Source organism: Neisseria sp. CCUG12390, assembly GCF_047837985.1.
GTDB lineage: Bacteria > Pseudomonadota > Gammaproteobacteria > Burkholderiales > Neisseriaceae > Neisseria.
Genome location: NZ_CP181244.1, coordinates 829,362 through 851,007, shown reverse-complemented (window position 1 = coordinate 851,007; position 21,646 = coordinate 829,362). Strand labels below are relative to the sequence as shown.

The window sequence follows — 21,646 nt, the reverse complement described above, 5'->3', positions numbered from 1 at the left end:
TTCAGACGACCTACCCTGTATTCAGGCCGTCTGAAAACAGAATCAAAACTTATTTAAAATTCAACACCGGCCAGCCTTTTTCCTGAGCTTCAGCCAATAATTCCGCATCGGGATTGACGGCCACAGGCTCATTTACATGGCGCAAAAGCGGCAGGTCGTTTTTGGAGTCGCTGTAAAAATAGACTTTTCCGTAGCTTTCCAAGGTTTCGCCGCGTGCGGCCAGCCATTCGTTCAGGCGGGTGATTTTGCCTTCTTTCAGGCTCGGCGTGCCGATGTAGTTGCCGGTATAGCGGCCGTCCGAACCGGTTTCGAGTTGCGTGCCGATGACGTTTTCAATGCCGAATGCGCGGCAAATCGGGGTAATGATGAATTCGTTGGTGGAGGAAATGACCAAGAGTTCGTCACCGGCGGTGCGATGGCTGTCCACCAGCATTTTCTGCATGGGTGTAATGTTCGGCGTGATGAATTCGGCCATAAATTCGCGGTGCATTTCGGCCAACTGTTCCATGCTGTATTCTTTCAGCGGGGCCAGGTGGAATTTGAGAAATTCGTCGATGTTCAGGCAGCCGTTGCGGTAGTCTTGGTAGAATTTTTCGTTTTGCGCTTCGGTGTATTCGACATCGACCAAGCCTTTTTTCATCAGGTATTGCGGCCATGTGTGGTCGGAATCAGTGTTGATTAAGGTGTTGTCGAGGTCGAAAATGGCGAGGTTTTTCATTCGGTTTCCTGTTGTTTCAAAAGTTGGCGCAAAAGCGGCAGGGTGATGCGTTTGCCCATCATTACGGCGTAATGGTCGAGCGTATCGAGCATTTGCACGAGGCTGTCCATGTCGCGCTGCCAATGGTTTAAGAGGTATTCGAAGATTTCGGTGTCGACGGTTACCTGACGCGCGGCGGCCATGCTGACAAGGGCATCGATTTTTTCCCGGTCGGTGAGCGGTTTGACTTCGTAAACCAGGCAATAGGCCATGCGGGTACGCAGGTCTTCGCGGATGACGAGCTGCTGGGGCGTGTATTCGGAACCCAAAAGCAGAAAGCCTCTGCCGCTGTTGCGGAAGCGGTTGAAGATGGCGAAAAGCAGAGCCTGCTCTTCGTTGCTGAGCCTTTCGACTTGGTCGATGGCCAGATAATCGGCATCGAATGCTTTTTCGGTCAGAGGGGTGGCGGCGGCATCGATGTAAACGGCGTTTTTACCGGCTTCGAGGGCTTGGGCAATCCATGCCTGCAGCAAGTGGCTTTTGCCTGCGCCCTGCTCACCCCAAACATAGATAAACTGGCCGTGTTTATGCTGCAAAACATACACCAGCTCGGCGTTTTCCGTACCGAGAAATTTGTCGAAGCTGGGATAATCGTGTGCGGCAAAATCGAAAATGAGCTGGTTCACGGAAGCATTCCGATAGATTCAAATCGGGTTTATTTTACGTTGTTTTAAGGGCTTGCATCAAGGTTTCAGACGGCCTGCAAACTTAAGCAAAAAATCCTTGTCTAAGCCTGCATTTGATTTAAAATGACCCGCTTATTTCGGCGGGTTCGTTTTTCGCCGCCTTTTCCTGTTTGAAAGTCCTTTAATGAAAATTTTTGAAACCGTTTACGATACAACGCTGCGATGGTCGAAACACCGCTTTGCGCCGTTTTGGTTGAGTTTTGTCAGCTTCATCGAAGCCATTTTCTTCCCCGTACCGCCGGATGTGATGCTGATTCCGATGTCGATGGCCGAGCCGAAAAAAGCCCTGCGCTTTGCCGTTTATACGACGGTGGCCTCGGTACTGGGTGGAATATTGGGATACGCACTCGGTTATTTCGCATTCGAATGGGTGTCGGGCTATATCCAAAGCTGGGGAATGCAGGCTCATTTCGACAAGGCGAAGCTTTGGTTTGAAACTTGGGGGGTTCTGGTGGTCTTTCTGGCGGGATTTTCACCGATTCCGTTTAAGGTATTTACCGTTTGCGCAGGCGTGATGAACATGGCGTTTTTGCCGTTTGTATTGTCAGCGGCGGTTTCGCGTTTTGCCCGCTTCTTTTTGGTCGCCAGACTGTCGGCCTGGGGCGGTGAAAAATATGCCGACAAAATCCGCCATTACATCGAAATGCTGGGCTGGGGCACGGTGGCTCTGGCCGTTATCGGTTATGCGGTTTACAGCTTGACGCATTAACGCAAAGGCCGTCTGAAAAGATAAGCTGATTTCCAACCTCCATAAAACACCGGATTATGATAAAGCCTTGTTGTTGACAAGGCTTTTTTCTTTTGGGAAATCCGTCAAATTAATATGTAAATGTTATCTTTACCAAACTTGATTCAGCTTTTCTTCGGTAAATGCGGGTTTAGATGATTGTTTTCATAAAATTTATTCAATCATACAGTAAATTGTTTTATTCCGTGATTTTAAACTTCCCCTCTTATCTGAATACAAAACCCGTTTTCTCTGCTAAGGTATGCCGCACTTTAACCAAAACAACCGAATGGAGTAAACTGATGAATGCACATTTGAAACTGACTACTTTGGCAGCATTGACTACTTTGGCCTTGGCTGCCTGCAGCAGCACCGGCAGCAAAAAACCTGCCGCTCCTGAAAAAGCTGCTGCTCCGGCTCAAACGGCTCCGGCTCAAGCACAGCCTCAGGCAGCAAGCGGCCCGCAAACCGTCAAAGTAGATAAGGTCGACTCAACCAAAGAAGTCGCCTACAAATGCGGCGACAAAGGCCAGGACAAACTGACCGTAATGTACGGCGTGAAAAACAACGAGTTGGTTGCAGCGCAAGTAAAATTCAAAAACGAACCGACACCTAATCTGTTCCGCGTAATCGGTGTAAACGATCAAAATGTTTTCTGGAATGAAGATGAGAAAATCGCATGGTTCTCAGGAAAAGCGACCCCTGCCAACGTCGATAAAGTGGACGGCGGTATGCTGACCATCCGTGGTACGACGCAAGTTAACGGCACCGCACAAGTGGTTGACCAAATCGTGACCAAAGGCTGCGTATTGGACAAAGCGGCAACTGCCCGTTTAAAAAAGAAATAAAATAAGTCATTTGAATGATTAGGTTTTCTAAAACCGTGATTCTATGAAAACTGCCCTGCCGGTTGCCAAAATTTCTTGGCCGTCGGCAGGGCAGTTTCTTGTTTCGATACAGATGAGACACAGTGCAGCTCCGGCCAACGACTATGCACCGTATCCCCTGCTGCCGCCGGTTCAGAGATGGCATATGCGCGCTTTTTCCATTACAATTGACAACATCTTTTTTCAGACGGCCTCTTGACCATGCGCACCAACCTTTCCCTACTCGCCTTATCCGTTTTCCCATTCTTTCTAACCGCATGCAGCGATGCGCAAAACGATCCGGTCAAACAGGCGGTGAACGAACAGTTGCGCGCCGGTTTCATCACCGTGGCTTCCGAGCAGTGCATGAACCGTATCCCGCAAGACCAGCAATGGGTATCGGAAGACAAAGTCCGCCAAATCTGCGACTGCACCGCCGGTAAAATGTTCGACAGCGTCTCCCCCCAAGATTTGACCGACATGCTTGCCGGTAAAATCAATCAGGAATTGACCGACAAACTGAGCAATGCCGCTTTGGCATGTGCCGAAGAAAGCATCGCACAGCCTGCCGCCTCAGCCGCATCTTCCGAAACGCCGCGTTCTCAATAAATACCGTCAATACAAGACACATGCTTCCGATGCCGTCTGAAACAACAAAATGATTTCTACCGAAGAAAAGAGTGTGACATGACTACTTTAGCGCAATTCTTACCGCAGCACCTGCAACAAAACGCCGTTCCCACCGAATTGGGCAGCGTATTGCAATCCGTCGTTTCCGCCTGCGCGGACATCAACGGAAAAGTCCGTCTGGGTGCATTGGCCGGCGTATTGGGCATGGCCGGAACAGGCAACGTGCAAGGCGAAGATCAGAAAAAACTCGATGTCATCGCCAACGATATTCTAATTGACGCATTGAAAAACAATCCGAACGTCGCCGGCTTGGCCAGCGAAGAAGAAGACACCTTCGTCGCCTGCAACGGCAACGGCGGCTATCTGGTTCTGTTCGACCCGCTCGACGGCTCGTCGAACATCGACGTGAACATTTCCGTCGGCACCATTTTCTCGATTCTGGCCAAACCGGAAGGCGCGTTAAACACCGAATCATTCCTGCAAAAAGGCCGCGACCAAGTCGGCAGCGGCTATGTGTTATACGGCCCGCAAACACAATTGGTGTTCACGTTGAAGCACGGTGTCTTTGTGTTTACCCTGAATGAAAACGGCGAATTCGTACTGACCCAGGAAAATCCGCAGATTCCGGCCGCAACCAAAGAATTTGCAATCAATATGTCCAACCAACGCCATTGGTTCGCACCGATGCAGCAATACGTCGATGAGCTTTTGGCAGGCGAAACCGGCGTTCGCGGCAAAAACTACAATATGCGTTGGGTCGCCAGCATGGTGGCCGAAATCCACCGCATCTTAATGCGCGGCGGCGTTTTTATGTATCCGCAAGACAAGCGCGATCCGAGCAAACCGGGCAAACTGCGCCTGATGTATGAAGCCAATCCTTTGAGCCTGATTTTCGCCCAAAGCGGCGGCGCGGCCAGCAATGCGTCGGAAGACATTCTCGGTATCCGACCCGACGGGCTGCACCAACGCGTATCGGTCATCATGGGCAGCCGCGAGGAAGTGGAACGCGTCAACGAGCTGCATCAAAATTGATATTTAAGCTGATGATTTTACTCAGATAAATTACAATCAAAAGGCCGTCTGAAAATTTTCAGACGGCCTTTTGCTGATTATAAAAGCGGACTCATCAGCCGCACCACGTTTTCAATCAACACCCACCATTTCGAACGCTGCTGCCATTCTCCGGCGGTAATGTATTGGCTGTCGGCCAAATAGTCTTGCTGCAAACCGTAAATTTTCTGCGTCATGCCTTGGTCGTAAATGGCCAGGCTGATTTCCAGATTCAGGAAAAAGCTGCGCATATCCATATTGACCGTGCCGAACAGCGCGTAATTGTCGTCAACCGTCATGGTTTTGGCGTGCAGCAGGCCGCCGCGAAACAAAGCCAGCTTCACGCCCGATTCCAGCAGCATCGGGTAATAGGCACGCGAAGCGTAATGCACCATGACCGAATCCACCTTGGCCGGCACAATCAGCGTGACGTCCACGCCCCGCTTGGCGGCGGAAGTCAATGCCAGCAGCAGTGGTTCGTCAGGCACGAAATACGGCGTGGTAATGGTGATTTGATAAGTGGCCGCATAAATCGCGCTGACAATGGTTTCGTAAATCACATGACTGCTCTGCTCGGGCGCGGAAGGAATCACTTGCGCAACGATATTGCCCTGTTTCATTTTATCGGGCAGCATTTGCGGAATCCGGTCTTCATTCTGCTTCAGGTATTGCTGGATGCCTTGCAGGTTTTCATCGTCCTCCACCGCCAAATCGGCAAAAAACACCGCCGCCATTTCCAACACCATCGGCCCCGTGCAGCGCATCATGACGTCAATCCACTCGCCCACGCCGGAATCCTGTTTGAAATAACCCGGATCCACCAGATTGAAGCTGCCGGTATAACCGATTTTGCCGTCCACCACCAAAATTTTGCGGTGGTTGCGCAAATCGGTGCGGGTGAAGAAGGTTTTAAGCAAGCCCACCGGCAACGCGCATTCGACTTCCACTCCGGCCTGGCGCAAACGCCCGACCCAGTAGCTGTTTAAGAAATCGCGGCTGCCCACGCCGTCGGCCAAAATCACGCAATCGACACCGCGCTGCGCCGCATCCATCACCGCCTCCAGCAGCTTTTCAATCCGCCCCTGCGCATCAATGATGTAAAACGCCATCATCACCGATGTTTCCGCTTGTCCGATGTCGTTAATCATGGTGCCGATGATGGTGTCGGTGGTGGAAAGCAAGGTCATGGCATTGCTCTGCGTCGCCCCCAATCCGGTCGTGTGCGCCGCCACTTGGCTGATGCCGTGAAGATGCGGTTTCATTTGGCCGCGGATGTCGAGATAAACATCATGCAGGTATTTATCGGCAAACTCGCCGTAAAAACGGTTCATCTCGCCGCTGCGCTTGGCGCGGGCGGTGCCTAAGCGCGGTTCGCCGATTAGGATATAGATGACGGTGCCGAACAAAGGGAACAGAAACAGAATAATCAGCCAGGCAAAAGTCGAGCCGATGTTTTTTTGTTTGTACAGCACGCGCAGCATACAGGCCAATGCGGCTGCGGTATGGATGAAGACGAAAATTTCCGTCCACGTGATGTCTTTGAAGAAATTCATGTGCGGTTCACGAAATCAAGATAACGCGATTATACGCGAATCGGCTCTGAAAACCGTGTTTAGGCCGTCTGAAAACAAAGAATTGATAAACATTATCAAGCCGGTAAAGTTTTGTTATACTGCCTGCGATACGGTTTGACGGATGATGATTTTTCAGACGGCCTTTGCCGGCTGATGGAGACAAAGGCCGTCTGAAACCTCAAAATGGCTCAAACCATCATCAGGAGAAATTATGGAGCGATTTGCGTTGCGTACTGTTTACACCGCTGTTTTCACGGCATTTTTGGTTATTGCCACCCCGAATGCACCCGCTGCCGATACTGTTCAGACGGCCTCTTACATCCCCATTACCCCCTACCGGTTTATTAATCAGCCCATCAACAAAGCACCGAAAGACAAAGCCGGATACCGCGCCGTCGAATTGGCCAACGGCATGACCGTCTTGCTGATTTCGGATCCCGATGCCAACAAATCCATCATGGCCGCGGCTTTACCCATCGGCTCCAAAGACGACCCGGTAAACCAGAAAGGCATGGCACATTATTTGGAACACATGATTTTTATGGGTTCAAAGCGCTATCCCGAAGTTGACGGCTTGATGGCGTTTTTGCAGAAAAACGGCGGCGGCACCAACGCCTCCACCCATCTCATGCACACCGCCTATCATTTCCAAGTCAACCATGATGCTTTCGACGAAGCCGTCGCGCGAATGGCCGATGCCCTCGCCTTTCCGATTTTGTCGCCCGAACATTCCAAAAAAGAGCTGAATGCCGTCAATGCCGAATTGGTGCGCGCCAAAGCCAGCGATGCCGCGCTGATGGCCAGCATCGGCCGCGATACCGTCAATCCCGCGCATCCGAGTGCCAAATTCCTCCACGGCAGCCGCGACAGCCTGCGCGACAAACCCGGCAGCAAACTGCACGATGAACTGGTGGAGTTCCACCGCCGATATTATTCGGCCAATTTGTTCAAAGCCGTGCTGTATTCCAACCAACCGATGGAAAAATTGGTCCGGCTCGCCGCCGATACCTTGGGCAGCATGCCCAATAAAAAAGTGACCGAACCGAAAATCGATGCGCCGCTTTACCGGACTCAGGACAAAAGCGTCATCATCCGCTACAAACCGCTCCAACCCGAAAAATCCATTGCCTTATCATTCGGTTATCCGAAAAACGAAGAACATTTGTTCCGCGCCAAAACCGGCCCCTATCTGGCTTATCTGTTCACCAACAATACCGCCGGCACGCTCAGCGACTACCTGATTAAAAACGGCCTCTCCGACAGCGGCCTACTTGCCTTACCTACCGACAATAACGGCGGCAATGAAAGCGCGTTTACCCTTACCTTGGCCTTGACCGAAAAAGGCTGGCAGCAGCGCGACCGCATCATCTCCATGATTTTCCAGCAAATCGAACTCATCAAGCAATCCGGCATCGACGAGGCGTATTATCAGGAAATCCGCGAAAGCCTGAAGCAGTCGTTCCAAAATACGGATGTACCGAAAAGCACGTCCTACGCCGCCTCGTTGGCCGAAACCATGCTGCGTTACCCGCTGGCCAACATCATTGATGCCGGTTTCGTTGCCGATGGTCTGGACAAAACCGCGGTCATGGAAAAACTCAACGGCATGACACCCGACAACATGCGTCTGACGGAAGTTTCAGACGGCCTCAACCCTTCGCAGCACACCACGCCCTATTTCGGCGCCGTTTACGACATCGAACCGATTTCGCCGCAGCAAAAAGCACGCTGGCTGGATTTCAGCGGCAACCCGAAACTGGCCTTGCCGCAGCGCAACCCTTATTTCGCCGATGACTTTTCCGCCAATGCCCAAGGCGTCAAACGCGATCATCCGAAAGCCTTGCACGATAAGAAAGGCTTGAAAGTATTCCACATGCCTTCGCAGCATTTTCCCGACAATGCCGAAGCAATGACCACTATGCTGTTTACCGTCACGCCTGCCCGTCCCGACCTCAGGCTCGGTGTGGCCGCCCTGGCTTTGGGCTATATGAACGATTTGTCGCAAAGCCAACTTACCTATCAAGCGCAAATAGCGGGCATGTCGGCAGGCATTGCACCGACCGAAACCGGTTTTGTGCTCAACAGCAGCGGCTACGCCCAGCATTTGGGCAAACTGACCACCGATTATCTGCGTCATTTCACCCAAACACCGCTCAATGCCGACCAACTCGAACAGGCACGCAAACGCTTGCTGGACAGTTTGGAAGCGCAGAAAAAAGCCGGCAGTTTGGCGCAGGCCTTGGCTGTATTTAATGATTTCGAACGGTATCCTGCCGTGGATTGGGAAGACGTTTACGCCACCGCCAAGGAAGTGGATTTGCAGGACGTGGCCGCCGTGCGCGACCGCCTCACCCGCAACATCAACGGTTTGCGCGTGTTTTCATTCGGCAATTTTTCCGACAGACAGGTAAAGCATCTGGTGCGTGACGTACAGAAAATCGTGCCCAACGCCAATCAAGGCGTATACCGCATCCAATACCCCGATGTAAACGAATCAAACCGCAAACTCAGCCACATAGTGAAAGTACCGCACGAAGACAACGCTTTAAGCATCATCTACATACCCAAAGGCTATGACAGATTGGAAGGCCGCGTGCGCGCTTCGTTGCTGACGCGCATTTTGAGCCGCTGGTATTTTGATGATTTGCGCACCGACAAGCAGCTGGGATACAGCGTCAACCAAGGTATGGTAACCATTGGCAAGACTGCGGGCTTACAGTTTTCCGTACAAAGTGCCGATGCCGTGCCGTCTGAAATCATGCGCCACAACCAGCGTTTTTTCGAGGAAAGCTGGCAGAAGCTGCAAAACATGAGCGAAGACGACGTGGCGCGCCACCGTAACAATATGCTGATCCGTCTGCGCCACACACCCGAATCGCTCTATCAGGAAGCCGGACGCTATTCCGGTGATTTCATGTACGGCAATTATGATTTCGACACCCGGCAGAAAGTCATGGCTTTGGCGGAAAAACTGACCAAGCAGGATCTGCTCGATTTCTACCGCAAAGCAGTGATGGAACGCGAAGGCTTCGTTTTTGCTTCGCAAGCGCTCGGAACCAAAGCGACAGACAGCGATGCGGCATTATTCGAAGGCTACGAAAAAGTGGACAGCATCGCCAAATTGCAGCAAAGCTTTGAGATTAAAGAATATTAAAAACCGACTTTGCAATCTAAAGGCCGTCTGAAACTTTCAGACGGCCTTTGAATAAATATTCGACTATTTATTTATGATACTGCCGCGACAGTTCGTGTACGGTATCGACCAAAATTTTGGCGTGTTCCGGATCGGCATGTTGGTTGATACCGTGGCCGAGATTGAACACATGGCCGCTGCCGTGGCCGTAACCGTCAAGAATACGCGCCACTTCGGTTTGGATGCTTTGCGGTGTGCCGAACAGGGCAAACGGGTCGAAATTGCCCTGCAAGGCCACTTGGCCACCTACCCTGCGGCGCGCTTCGCCGATGTTGCACGTCCAATCCAAACCCAGCGCATCCGCTCCGATGGCGGCCATTTTTTCCAGCCACAAACCGCCGCCCTTTGCAAACACAATCACCGGTACGCGACGGCCTTCGTTTTCGCGTTTCAAACCGGCCACGATTTGCTGCATGTATTTCAAGCTGAACTCTTCAAACGCAGCATCGCTCAACACGCCGCCCCAAGTGTCGAAAATCTGCACCGCCTGCGCGCCGGCGTCGATTTGGGCGTTGAGATAAGCCGTTACCGCACGGGCATTGGTTTCCAGGATTTTATGCAGCAGGTCGGGGCGCGAATACATCATGGTTTTGATGGTGCGGAATTCTTTACTGCTACCGCCCTCTACCATATAGCAGGCCAGCGTGAACGGGCTGCCGGAAAAACCGATGAGCGGCACGCGGCCGTTGAGTGCTTTGCGGATGGACGTTACCGCGTCAAACACATATTGCAGCTTGGCCATATCGGGCACTTCCAGCTTGGCGATGTCGGCTTCGTGTTGCAGCGGCCGCTCGAATTTAGGCCCCTCTCCTTCCGCAAAATACAGTCCCAAGCCCATCGCGTCGGGGACGGTCAAAATATCGGAAAACAGAATCGCCGCGTCCAAATCGAAACGTTCCAAAGGCTGAATGGTGACTTCGGTCGCCAGCTCGGTGTTTTTACACAAATCCAAAAAACTGCCGGCTTTAGCGCGCGTGGCTTTGTATTCCGGCAAATAGCGTCCCGCTTGGCGCATCATCCAAATCGGGGTGTATTCGACGGGTTGCTTGAGAAGGGCGCGGAGAAAAGTATCGTTTTGCAATGGAATCATGGCAGCTTTCCGAATATAAGGCCGTCTGAAAAAGGCGGCCGTGAAAAATGAAATACGCGTATTGCTGAATCGCGCATGATGAACGTATTGTAAACACAAAAAGACCGTCTGAACAGGTTCCGAACGGTTTGGAACATTTCAGACGGCCTTGAAACACAACGCTCAGACTTTGACGGCCGGCGGTAAGGCTTCTTCGCTTTCCGCTACGCTTTCCAAGACCAATTTTCGCTGCGCATCGGCTTTTTGCGGCTGGTTGGTTTCGTCGAATACCCGGGCCAAAGCCAAATGAGCTGCCACGCTCGGCTTGACTGCCAGGCTGGCTTCCAGATAGCCCTGCGCTTTACCCCAAAGCTGTTTGCCGTAGGCCAGTTGTCCCAGATACATCAGCAATTGGGCATTGTCCGGCCGCGCTTTCAGCCACGAGTCGGCGGTATCGATGGCTTTTTGCTGCTCCCGGTCGCTCAAATAGCGCACGCTGTCGACAAAAGGTTCCAATAATTCAACCTGCTGCGTTTGCGGATAATATTGGTTCACCCACTTCACCGCCTGCTCATACAGCCCCAAACGCTCGTATTTTTCGGCAATCTCGATACAGAGTTCGCCGGCTTTCAGGTTTTCCGGAATGCGTTTCAAACAGGCTTTCAGGCCGTTTTGGTCGGAAGCGAGCGCCAGCAGGCGGCGGTATGCCCACATTTGGTATTGCTCTGCTTCGTAATCGCTGACCGCACCGGCTTTGGCCAGTTTTTCCGCCTTGTTCAACACGTCCAAGGCGTTGCCGTGATCAAACGCATAACGCAGTTGCAGACGCACCAGTCGGGTCAGGTTCGGATTGATTGTCGCGGCGGCGTTCAGGTTTTCCTCGGCAGCCGGATAATCGCGGCGGCTCAACGCCGACTCGGCCAGCAGCAGATAGCGCGACAATTGCTGTTTCTTCGGCAGCAGTCCGATGTCGTTCAAATAACGGTCGCGCAGTTCCAAATTATCCATCTGGTCGGCGGCGTGTGCGCCCAGCATCAGAGCCAAGGTGCGGTTGTCGCCTGCCTCTTTGTTGGTCAACACTTTGGCCGCTTCCAACTCCGCTTTCTCAAAACGCCCCTCGAAAAACGCCAAACCCGCGCTGTTTAAGGCGTGAACGGCCTGGCTGCCTTTGCGCGCCACGCCGAAACGCTGCAAACGCCCCGGCATATTCAAAACGCCGGCCAAAAACCTGACCAACAGATACAGCACGACCACCGCGGCAATCAGCCCCAAGATAAAGGCATGCAGATTGATGCGCAGCATGGTCTGCTCGACCACGACATACACATTGCCGCTGTACATACCCGATGCCAAGGCCAAAGCCACGGCAACGGCAAACAAAACCACAATCCAAATCACACTTTTCATGCCTGTTCCCCTTTCGCATCAGCCGGTGCTTTCTGAGCAGGTTGCGCAGGTTTTGCAGGTTCGGGCCGGACTGCCGGCGCGGCAGGTGCCGCCGGTGCGGAAACTTGCGGCTGAGATGCCCTGCTTTCAGACGGCAAGGCAGGAGCTTCAGGCATGGCGGCAGGGGCAGATGCCGGTGCGGAAGCCGGCATGTCTGCCGCTTCGGAAGCAGCCTCAGGTTCGGCGGTTTGCGGCACGGCTACTGCCGCCCGGGCACGGTTGCCGTCTTGGTAAGCACGCACGGCTGCCAAACTGTTTTTCAATGCGTCATTGCCGATGTTGCGCACATCCAAGGTTTTCAGTTCGGCCAGTTCTTTAAGCCATGCCTGCGTCGCGGGTGATTTGCCGTCGAAATACTGCTTCACCGCCGCTTCCACGCTGTTCAAATCGCTCTGGTAGATTTCGCTGTTGCGTTGCAATAAGGCTGCTCGGGCATCCAGCAGATGCAGGCGCAGGTTTTCGCGCACGAAATAGATTTGCTCCGGCGAAAGCAGCATGGCATCGTTGCTTTCCAACTGACGCACTTCCACCAAACCTTTCAGCGCACCGAGTGATTTCTGCCATGCATTTTCCCACCAGGAAAGCTGCGGATTGTCCTGAACCTGCTCCACCGCACCCGGTTTCAGCGTACCGTCAACCACCAGCGGCAAACCCGCTACGGCGGTTTCCAAACGGTCAATGCGCAAAGCCGTGCCGGAAACATCGACATAAGGACGGTTTTTCAGCCCCGCCAAATCTGCGCCGACGGCCTGCTTAATCGGCAGAAGCTCAGGCTGGTCGAAGCGGCTCAGGCGGCTGTCGATGTGTTCCAATACGCTCACCGCGCCCGGCACATTGCCCGACAGCATCAATTGCTGCGCAGCCAGATTCAGCATGGCTTCGGATTCGTCCACCAACCAGTTGACGCGGCCTTTTACCAATTCCTGATAGGCTTTTTGGTTTGATGCGATTTGGTCGCCGTTGGCTTTCTGCGCACCGGCCAAACGTTCGATTTCGGCCTGAATCGCAGTTTGGCGGTTGATGTTGTCTTTCAGCAAAGCGGCGTTTTCCGATTCGCCCAAAGCGGCTTTGTCGATTTTTTGGGTAAACGCCAATTCTTGGTTTTTCAGGACATTCTGCCCCTGCACAAACAAGAAACCGCTCGCACCCAAGCCCAACAAGGCCAAGACCAGCGCACCGGCGGCCAAGCCTTTGCCGGATGACTGCTGAATCACCACCGGCGCGGGCGTTTGGGAAGATGGGGAGGATTTCGGCGTATTTTGATTGTCTGACATAGTGTTTCCTGTATTTCGGTTTTCGGCCGCTGCCTGGGCGGCAGGCTTCGGATCGGGCTTGGCGGAATCGGATTGGGCGTTTTCAGACGGCATCGCCTTGCCCTCGGCATTGACCGCAATCACACGCCCGTCGTGCCGGTTCGGTCCGGCGGCCTGTTTGTCTTCGGTTTCGCTCATATCGGCTCCCTTCGGGATATGGGACAAAGCCGCGGCATCCAGTGCGGCGACCAATCGGATGTTTTGCGCACCGGCCTGCCGCAAAGCATCGGCCACACGCTCGTGATGGGTCAAGTATAGCAAGGTTTTGAAGCGTTGCGCCAACGGCGGCGGAACCTGCCCGAACAATGCTTTGACGAGTTCGGCCGAAGTGATATAGACCGCCCGCACTTTCTCTACGGGGAAATCCTGCCAATTCAACTGTTTAGGCCGTCTGAAATAAACTTCGGCAACCTTCACGCCGAAGCCTTGCCTGCGTAAATTTTCGATAAGGAAGCTGCGCCCGCCGTGGCCGCGTATGACCAGAATTTCGGCATTCGGCGGCAGGTTCTGCCAAACCGGCAAGCGCAAAACCGCTTCGCTGTCGTTACCGTCGGCCGGACTGAAAATTTCTTGCGCGGCAAACCGACCCAAGGTGCGGCGGCTGGCTTCTCCGACCGTTATCTGCACTTTCAGGCCATCTGAAAAATCGATGTGCGGTGCGGCGATTTCAATCGCGGTCGGGCTGACCCAAAACACCGCATCGCATTGCCGGTACATTTCCGCCAATCCTGACAAAGCGGCAGAATCAGGTTCGATTTCTATCGGGCTGAACGCAACGGCGTCCCAGCCCGCCTGCCAGCATACGGCAATGTCTTGTTGCACCCTCGCCTCCGGGCGCACGATTAATAGCATGGACATTCAGACGGCCTTTTTAATCTGTATAAATCTTGAGAAAACGGTGAAATCCAACCCGCCGATTTGGCTCGGATTTCGCAAACTGTGGTTTTCAGACGGCCTGTTCGGAAAACTCGGCGCAAAGGCCGTCTGAAAAATCATCGTCACCAGCCGAACCATTTGGTTCGTTCGCTGTGATTTTGCCGGGCATTTTGCTGCTTGCGCCAATCCCACGGAGCTTGCGGATTATTGCCGCGCCACAGGCCTTTCCGGTTTTTCTTAGCCTGTTTTTGCGCAGCGGCGTATTCGGCAAAGGCCAACTTGTTTTGCTGCTTTCTGGCATACGACTCATAATGCCACGCCGCACCTTCGCGGATTTGCTGTAAATTCAAATCCGTATCGCCTGCAAACACCTGCGCCACTTCGCGCCCGTAGCGGTCGAGCTCGAACACCTTGACCCTGACCTTGGCATTATCGGCCGCGGCAACCAATTGGTCGCGTGCGCGCGTGCCATAGGCTTGGTTCAGTTCGGGCGCATCGATGTGCGCCATGCGGATTTTGTGTTTTTTGCCGTTACCGTCGGTAACGTGGACGGTATCGCCGTCGGAAATCCGCGTGATGCGGCCGGTATAGCTTTTTTGCCGGACCTGCCTGCTTTTTTCCGCGTGTTCGATGCCCGCCAGTTCGTATAAATCGGGCAGGATGCTTTTCCAACCGCCGCCCTGCGCCACACGTTCGACGACTTCGCTGCCGAATTTAACCCAATCGGTTTTGTCGCTGGCGTAACTGAACCCTCCGGCCAATACGGCCGTCAAGGCCAACCATTTCAACATCTCGTTATTCCGTTACCGTTAAGGCCGTCTGAAAAGTGCAAACATTTTCAGACGGCCTCATCTTCGGGTTTATTCCTGCCCCGGATAAATCACTTTCGCGCCCTGCTGCGTACCCAAAACCAGCACGTCCGCAGCGTTGCGGCCGAAAATGCCGTTTTCCACCACGCCGACGATTTGGTTGATTTCGTCTTCCATCGTCACGGGACGGTCGATGTTCAGGCCGTGTACGTCAACGATTTGGTTGCCGTGGAAGGTCGTCACGCCGATACGCAGTTCCGGCTGGCCGCCCATGGCCAGCAGTTTGCGCGACACCAGCGAACGTGCGCTCGAAACCACTTCCACCGGCAGCGGAAACTTGCCCAAGCGCGACACATATTTGCTTTCGTCGGCAATACAGACGAATTTTTCCGCCGCGCTGGCCACGATTTTCTCGTTTAAATGCGCCGCGCCGCCGCCTTTGATCATTTGCAGCATATGGTTCACTTCGTCCGCACCGTCAACATACACTGCCAAATGGTGTACATCGTTGAGCGACAATTCCGGAATGCTGTATTGCGCCAGCAGCTCGCTGGATTTCTTCGAAGTCGATACCGCGCCTTTGATTTTTTTGCCGCTTTTGCCCAAGGCTTCGATAAAGAAATTGACGGTCGAACCGGTGCCGATACCGATGTATTCGTTTTCCGGCACAAATTCAACGGCTTTTTCCGCCGCAATGCGCTTCAATTCGTCTTGTGTCGCCATGTTGCTCTCCTGTAAATGCAGACTGGGAATGGATAAGTTGATTCTAACATTTCAGACGGCCTGCCGTCATTGCAGGCTTATTAATCAGTTTCGATACGCGCCAGCAATACCGCGGCCTGCGCTTCAATCCCTTCCATGCGGCCGAGATAGCCGAGCTTTTCGTTGGTTTTGCCTTTTACGTTGACGCAGGAAATATCAATGCCCAAATCTTCGGCGATGTTGGCGCGCATGGCGTCGATGTGGAGACGCAGTTTCGGCTGCTGGGCGATGACGGTACTGTCCACATTCACCACTTTCCAACCCTGCGCCCGCACCGCCCGATAAGCCTCGCGCAGCAAAACACGGCTGTCGGCATCCTTGTGTTCCGCCGCCGTATCGGGAAACAGCTTGCCGATGTCGCCCAAAGCCGCCGCCCCCAATATTGCGTCGGTAATCGCGTGCAGCAGCGCATCGGCATCGGAATGGCCGAGCAAGCCTTTTTCAAACGGAATCTTCACACCGCCGAGAATCAAATCGCGCCCTTCGACCAATTGGTGAACGTCATAACCTTGTCCGATACGGATATTCATGCTTGGTTTCCTATTTATATAGTATGTTTAAAACAGATAGACTTTTCAAAGGCCGTCTGAAAATTTTCAGACGGCCAGAATGGTTCATGGCCGGTTTGCCAGCAGCAGCCGCACGATAAATTCGTCCTGCGGCAAAGTCAGTTTCAAATTGCGCGTATCGCCCGATACCAGCAACGGTTTCACGCCCAACATTTCGACGGCGGAAGCCTCATCGGTTACACGCTCCAAATCCGCAACAGACAATGCCCGCTGCAATAAGGCCGTCTGAAAAAGCTGCGGCGTCTGCGCCTGCCACAATCCTGTGCGCGAAACGGTTTCTTCAATTCGGCCGTCTTCAGCGGCGCGCTTCAGCGTATCGGCAACGGGCACGGCCAAAATACCGCCCTGCTCCGCATCGGCTGCGGTGTCAATCAACCGGCTCACGGCTTCGGCGGGCAGGCAGCAGCGCGCCGCGTCGTGTACCAGAATATTGTCGGTCTCCGCTGCGATACCTTGCTGCAACAGGATATTCACACCGTTGCGCACAGTCTCGGCACGCGTTTCTCCACCGACTTTGAATACGCCGACTTTATCGGAGGCCGTCTGAAAAAAATTGTCTTCAGGAGACACAATCACAGCGGTAAAATCAATCTGCGGATGCCGTTCGAAAATGCCGACGGTGTGCTGCAACACGGTTTTCCCATTGATTTCGACATACTGCTTCGGCTTGCCCGCGCCAAAACGCGCGCCCACACCGGCCGCCGGAATCAAAGCGATATTGCGCTTCATGCCTGCTGCTCCGCTGCGGCGGCTTTGCGCCAAACGCATTCATCGCCCAACTCGTCCAGATACTGTTCGTGCGCCGCCGATTCGCTTTCATCGGCACGAATCACTTTCAGACGGCCGTTGCGTTTGGTCTGCACAATATCGGCCTGAACCTGCCCGTCCGCATGATCTTCGCCGGCACCGCCCATCAAATCGAATTGCTGACGCGTCATGGCCAAATACACATCGGCCAACAATTCGCAGTCAATCAGCGCACCATGCAGCACGCGCTTGCTGCGGTCAACGGAAAAACGGTTACACAATACGTCCAAACTGTTTTTCTGCCCCGGGAACATTTCGCGCGCCATCGCCAGCGTGTCGGTAACTTGGCAACCCAGTTCGCGCACGTTTGGCAAACCCATTTTGGCGAATTCACGGTTCAAAAAACCTTCGTCAAACGGCGCATTGTGGGCAATGATTTCGGCATCGCGGATAAAATCGGCAATCTGATTGCCCACTGCCGCAAACACCGGCGCGTTTTTTTCCTCCAATACTTCCAGCGTCAAACCGTGCACCTTTACCGCATCTTCAGGAATGTCGCGCTCGGGATGGATATAAAGATGCAGATAATTGCCGGTCAGTTGGCGGTTCATCATTTCGACACCGGCAAACTCAATCATGCGGTTGGTCGGATCGTCGAGAAAACCGGTGGTTTCGGTATCGAATATAATCTGGCGTTTGCTCATGGGCTGTCCTTTTTTCGTTGCCCGAATCATACTAAATGAACGCATGAAAGTATAGTTTGCAGGTTTGATAAACAGACGGGACTTTCCCCTTGATACATTTCCAAATCGGGTTTAGGCCGTCTGAATATCTTTCGCATGCACACATGACTTTTTAAAAATACGCTTCATCAAACCTGATTCTTCCTATTTTCCGAGTCATTCAGTCAACTTTTTAAAAATTGGATAAAATTAATTTTTATAAAAATCATAAACTTAAATTCAAATCATCAAATAAAAACAATTATCATTTGTATAATCAGAAAAAACCTGTATAATCTAACTCATCGAGACACACAACGCAACCCGCAGAAAGAAAGGAGAAGCACATGCCGGAAAGCATTTTCAAGCAAGTCTCTCTCGACATTCTGAGACTGCACCAACAAAGCATCCGCTCGCTGCTGGCCGTACAAGGCTGCAACGACTGCGAAATTCACGATGCCGTGTATGTAACGTTAGATGGCCGTTATTATGTCGGACTACCGTGCATGCCGTCTGAAAACCCGTCCGATACCGGTATTCTTCTTATTGAAGATGAAGTTTCGCAAGCGCGTTTGAGCTGGATTGCCCGCACCCGCGAAGTAAAACAGAAAGACAATCTATACCGCCGCGTCAGCAGCGCGCTGCAACGCCGCTTGGAACGCAGCAAGAGTAAACATACCGCAGCAGTGCCTGCCTGCCTGTTGGAACTTACCCCGCAGCAAGGCCGCCTGACTACAGGCAGCAAGAATTTATCGCTTTCACCGCATGACCTGATGAAAGCACTTTATCCGGCAACATATAAATTAGGAGAATTTGCCCCGTAACAGTTTTGGTAGTGGTTTGTGTTCCTTTTGCGCCCCTTAATCATTTTAAAGGGGCGATTTTTTTTGTATATGCCCACTATATTTCAGACGGCCTGTTTGAAGTACAATGAGGCCGTCTGAAAATATCCGTACGTTCGAATCCCTATGCAGCTTTTAAAATACCTCCAATCCCAAGGCTTGGGCAGCCGGAAACAATGCCAGTGGTTGATTGACAATGACTGCGTCACCATCAACGGCGCGCTTTGGAACAACCCGAAAAGTGTCATCGAGCCTGATACGGTCAAAACGCTCAATATTGACGGCGATGACGTCGTTGTCGTGCCCATGCCCTATTTTTATATTCTGCTCAATAAACCGGCCGATTTCGAGACTTCGCACAAACCGCAACAATACCCAAGCGTATTCAGCCTGTTTCCCGACCATATGCGCAACATCGACATGCAGGCAGTAGGCCGTCTGGATGCCGATACGACAGGTGTTTTGCTGATTACCAACGACGGCCAGTTCAACCACCGCATGACTTCGCCCAAACATAAAGCGGCGAAAATTTATCGGGTAACGTTGAAGCATGCCGCCGATGACAGCCTCTGCGAAACCTTGAAGCATGGCGTATTGCTGCATGACGATAACGAAACCGTCCGGGCAGCCGAAGCCTTTTTAGCGGATGAAAAAACACTGATTATGACGATTACCGAAGGCAAATACCACCAAGTCAAACGGATGGTGGCCGCCGCCGGAAACCGTGTCGAACACCTGCACCGCGACAAATTCAGTGACTGGGATACGCAGGATTTGGGCTTCGGGGAATGGAAATTTATTTGATTCCCGGGCAGTTTCAAAAAAATTTGAAAATTTATCCGATATTCTTTCTTTTAAATATCTATATTTATCAACATGATATGATTTAATTCCCGCTATTAACAAAATTTAACACTAAAAAAGATGAACTATTATATAATTCGCCTGTCTGAGTAACACTTGCTTCGAGAGAAGTAAGTAAGTGAGTAAGACGTTTTCCCCGTAATGTGTTTGGCCATCTATACTTTTCCCCTTAGTATAGATGGTTTTTTTTGCTTAAATATTTAAAGCTATTGAAAGTTTAAAACAGATTTAAATTTTCTATTTATTGAACAGGCTAATGGGTTCCCAACCTTTCCGTATCATCTAAACCTCAACCATCTTGGTCTCATCCGGAATACATTAACACAAGAAACCGGTACAAATCAGGAACTGCCAAAAAACAGTGTCTTGATTCAAACGACGTATGCTCACAAGAAATATTAAGATGGCCTCTCTCTGTATGACTGAATCGCCGCAACCGTAAAATTTTTCCAGTAAGCGTTTTTCCCTGTTTCCTTTTCAGACGGCCTGATTTATTCATCTCTTTCACTATAAAAAATATATTTTCCAGTTTAATTCACTACAATTGTCTTTTATATTCGGCTAACTCACACATTTATTCAGGCGTATAATATTGCCCTTGATTCTTGAACATCATAAATATCTTAATATGTCTACTTCCCAACCCCGTCAAACCTGGTCCAACCGTTTGACCTATATCCTGACCGTAGCCGGTGCGACCGTCGGCTTTGGCGCAACGTGGCGTTTTCCCTATTTGGTCGGCGAAAACGGCGGCGGCGCGTATGTATTTTTGTTTTGCATCGCCATGATTGTCATCGGTATTCCGATGATTTTGGTGGAAAACGTCATTGGCCGGCGAAAAGGTGTCAATGCTTTAGACGCGTTCGGCGGCAATTTAAACGGCAAACCCGTGCCCAAAATCTGGAAGCTTGTCGGCTGGATGGGGTTGCTCGGCGCATTCGGCATTATGGCCTACTATATGGTACTGGGGGGCTGGGTTATCAGCTATATCGTCAACATCATCAGCGGCAGTTTGGATGTGTCACAACCGATTCACGGCGAAACCACCAAGGCGTTTTTTATCGAACACATCGAAAACAGCCCGTGGGAAATCGCTCTTTATACCTTGATTTTTGTACTGGCCAACTATTTCATTTTAGTCAAAGGCGTGATCGGCGGTATCGAAAAAGCGGCCAAATTCCTGATGCCTTTGCTGTTTTTGTTCCTGATTGCAATGGTCATCCGCAACATCACCCTGCCGGGCGCAATGGAAGGCATTACCTTTTATCTCAAACCGGATTTCAGCAAAATTACCGCCCAACTGTTTGTCTTTGTACTCGGCCAAGTGTTTTTCGCCCTGAGTTTGGGATTCGGTGTCATGATTACCTTATCCAGCTATTTGGATAAAAACGAAAATCTGGTTCAGACGGCCGTGATTACTGCGATCACCAATACCGTAATTGCCGTATTGGCGGGCTTTATGATTTTTCCGTCGCTGTTCAGCTTCGGTGTCGCGCCGAACTCCGGGCCGACTTTAGTGTTCCAAAGTCTGCCGATTGTTTTCTCCAACATGTGGGCAGGCTCTGTTTTTGCGGTGATTTTCTTTTCATTATTATTGATTGCCGCACTCACCACTTCTTTGACGATTTATGAAGTACTGATTACCACTCTGCAGGAAAAAACCAAAATGCGCCGTGCCGCGGCGATTACCATCGTCTTGTCGGGCATTTACCTGTTGGGCAACATTCCGTCGATTTTGGCGTACGGTCCGTGGAAAGATATTTCGGTTTTCGGACGCAATATTTTCGACGCGTTCGACTTTGTCAGCGGCAATATCCTATTTATGCTGACCGCTCTGGGTTCCGCGCTGTTTGTCGGTTTCGTCATGAAAGACGAAGCCAAAGACGAGCTGCGTTACCGAGGCAACGACACCACGGTCAATCTTTGGTTCAATTACGTCAAATATCTGGTACCGTTGGTCATTCTGCTGATTTTTATCAGCAATCTGATTTGAGTATTTATCCGGCAGGCCGTCTGAAAGCTTTCAGACGGCCTGTATCCTTGGTGTCTTACGCAGACGGTTTATTGTATAATCCGACATTACGCATATTACTTTAACGCCGTTTCAGACGGCCTTTGCATCAGAATTCTATGGCATCCAAATC

At 51.8% G+C, this 21,646-nt stretch carries 19 protein-coding genes and 1 pseudogene; 8 read left to right on the top strand and 12 right to left on the bottom strand.

Annotation, left to right across the window (positions count from 1 at the left end; all coding sequences use genetic code 11):
• Positions 1-49: 49 nt before the first annotated feature.
• Together ACM67E_RS03935 and hda are read right to left on the bottom strand one after the other, a co-directional pair.
• Complete coding sequence (locus ACM67E_RS03935) at positions 50-718, bottom strand: HAD family hydrolase (RefSeq protein ID WP_416192308.1); 669 nt, start codon at positions 716-718, stop codon at positions 50-52.
• Entirely contained in the window at positions 715-1,383 is a 669-nt protein-coding gene (gene hda / locus ACM67E_RS03930; RefSeq protein ID WP_416192307.1) for a DnaA regulatory inactivator Hda, read from the bottom strand. Before hda ends, ACM67E_RS03935 begins: the two co-directional genes overlap by 4 nt.
• Positions 1,384-1,567: 184 nt before the next feature.
• Here hda and ACM67E_RS03925 point away from each other — a divergent pair, with 184 nt between their 5' ends.
• The 4 genes from ACM67E_RS03925 to ACM67E_RS03910 all read left to right on the top strand — a co-directional run bounded on the left by ACM67E_RS03925 (position 1,568) and on the right by ACM67E_RS03910 (position 4,698).
• Positions 1,568-2,152, top strand: coding sequence for a YqaA family protein (locus tag ACM67E_RS03925; RefSeq protein WP_416192306.1), 585 nt, complete (start codon positions 1,568-1,570; stop codon positions 2,150-2,152).
• A gap of 320 nt (positions 2,153-2,472) precedes the next feature.
• The gene (locus ACM67E_RS03920; RefSeq protein ID WP_416192305.1) at positions 2,473-3,018 is read left to right on the top strand and encodes a hypothetical protein; all 546 of its coding nucleotides are present in this window, start codon (positions 2,473-2,475) and stop codon (positions 3,016-3,018) included.
• Between the two features lie 240 nt (positions 3,019-3,258).
• Positions 3,259-3,645: a hypothetical protein gene (locus tag ACM67E_RS03915; RefSeq protein ID WP_416192304.1), complete on the top strand. Its 387-nt coding sequence runs from the start codon at positions 3,259-3,261 to the stop codon at positions 3,643-3,645.
• A 78-nt stretch (positions 3,646-3,723) separates the two neighbouring features.
• Entirely contained in the window at positions 3,724-4,698 is a 975-nt protein-coding gene (locus tag ACM67E_RS03910; protein WP_416192303.1) for a class 1 fructose-bisphosphatase, read from the top strand.
• A 77-nt stretch (positions 4,699-4,775) separates the two neighbouring features.
• On the opposite strand, the gene cls is transcribed toward ACM67E_RS03910, so the two are convergent.
• Positions 4,776-6,269: a cardiolipin synthase gene (gene cls, locus ACM67E_RS03905; RefSeq protein ID WP_416192302.1), complete on the bottom strand. Its 1,494-nt coding sequence runs from the start codon at positions 6,267-6,269 to the stop codon at positions 4,776-4,778.
• Positions 6,270-6,501: 232 nt separating this feature from the next.
• Between cls and ptrA the strand changes: the two genes are divergently transcribed.
• The gene (ptrA, locus tag ACM67E_RS03900; RefSeq protein ID WP_416192301.1) at positions 6,502-9,444 is read left to right on the top strand and encodes a pitrilysin; all 2,943 of its coding nucleotides are present in this window, start codon (positions 6,502-6,504) and stop codon (positions 9,442-9,444) included.
• A gap of 67 nt (positions 9,445-9,511) precedes the next feature.
• Here the strand turns inward: ptrA and hemE are convergent, their stop codons facing one another.
• From hemE to dnaQ, 9 genes and pseudogenes are all read right to left on the bottom strand, one after another.
• On the bottom strand, positions 9,512-10,573 hold the full coding sequence (gene hemE / locus ACM67E_RS03895) for a uroporphyrinogen decarboxylase (protein WP_416192300.1): 1,062 nt from the start codon (positions 10,571-10,573) through the stop codon (positions 9,512-9,514).
• A 162-nt stretch (positions 10,574-10,735) separates the two neighbouring features.
• Positions 10,736-11,959 carry a heme biosynthesis HemY N-terminal domain-containing protein gene (locus tag ACM67E_RS03890; RefSeq protein ID WP_416192299.1) on the bottom strand — a complete coding sequence of 408 codons (1,224 nt, stop codon included), beginning with the start codon at positions 11,957-11,959 and terminating at the stop codon, positions 10,736-10,738.
• Positions 11,956-13,272 (bottom strand): uroporphyrinogen-III C-methyltransferase, encoded by a 1,317-nt coding sequence (locus tag ACM67E_RS03885; RefSeq protein ID WP_416192734.1) that lies wholly within the window; start codon positions 13,270-13,272, stop codon positions 11,956-11,958. The genes ACM67E_RS03890 and ACM67E_RS03885 overlap by 4 nt, the downstream gene beginning before the upstream one ends.
• A 195-nt stretch (positions 13,273-13,467) precedes the next feature.
• A pseudogene (locus tag ACM67E_RS03880) lies at positions 13,468-14,169 on the bottom strand (uroporphyrinogen-III synthase); the annotation flags it as partial.
• Positions 14,170-14,309: 140 nt separating this feature from the next.
• On the bottom strand, positions 14,310-14,978 hold the full coding sequence (locus ACM67E_RS03875; protein ID WP_416192298.1) for a thermonuclease family protein: 669 nt from the start codon (positions 14,976-14,978) through the stop codon (positions 14,310-14,312).
• 69 nt (positions 14,979-15,047) lie between these two features.
• A complete protein-coding gene (gene rpiA, locus ACM67E_RS03870; RefSeq protein WP_416192297.1) occupies positions 15,048-15,719 on the bottom strand; it encodes a ribose-5-phosphate isomerase RpiA in 672 nt (223 codons plus the stop codon).
• A gap of 80 nt (positions 15,720-15,799) precedes the next feature.
• Positions 15,800-16,288, bottom strand: a complete 489-nt coding sequence (gene ispF / locus ACM67E_RS03865) for a 2-C-methyl-D-erythritol 2,4-cyclodiphosphate synthase (protein WP_416192296.1) — start codon at positions 16,286-16,288, stop codon at positions 15,800-15,802.
• A gap of 84 nt (positions 16,289-16,372) precedes the next feature.
• Positions 16,373-17,056: a 2-C-methyl-D-erythritol 4-phosphate cytidylyltransferase gene (gene ispD / locus ACM67E_RS03860; RefSeq protein WP_416192733.1), complete on the bottom strand. Its 684-nt coding sequence runs from the start codon at positions 17,054-17,056 to the stop codon at positions 16,373-16,375.
• Complete coding sequence (dnaQ, locus tag ACM67E_RS03855) at positions 17,053-17,778, bottom strand: DNA polymerase III subunit epsilon (RefSeq protein WP_416192295.1); 726 nt, start codon at positions 17,776-17,778, stop codon at positions 17,053-17,055. Before dnaQ ends, ispD begins: the two co-directional genes overlap by 4 nt.
• Positions 17,779-18,143: 365 nt before the next feature.
• Between dnaQ and ACM67E_RS03850 the strand changes: the two genes are divergently transcribed.
• From ACM67E_RS03850 to ACM67E_RS03840, 3 genes are all read left to right on the top strand, one after another.
• Positions 18,144-18,620 carry a pyridoxamine 5'-phosphate oxidase family protein gene (locus ACM67E_RS03850; RefSeq protein WP_416192294.1) on the top strand — a complete coding sequence of 159 codons (477 nt, stop codon included), beginning with the start codon at positions 18,144-18,146 and terminating at the stop codon, positions 18,618-18,620.
• 144 nt (positions 18,621-18,764) lie between these two features.
• Positions 18,765-19,442, top strand: a complete 678-nt coding sequence (locus ACM67E_RS03845; protein WP_416192293.1) for a 16S rRNA pseudouridine(516) synthase — start codon at positions 18,765-18,767, stop codon at positions 19,440-19,442.
• Positions 19,443-20,130: 688 nt separating this feature from the next.
• On the top strand, positions 20,131-21,495 hold the full coding sequence (locus tag ACM67E_RS03840) for a sodium-dependent transporter (protein ID WP_416192292.1): 1,365 nt from the start codon (positions 20,131-20,133) through the stop codon (positions 21,493-21,495).
• Positions 21,496-21,646: the final 151 nt, after the last annotated feature.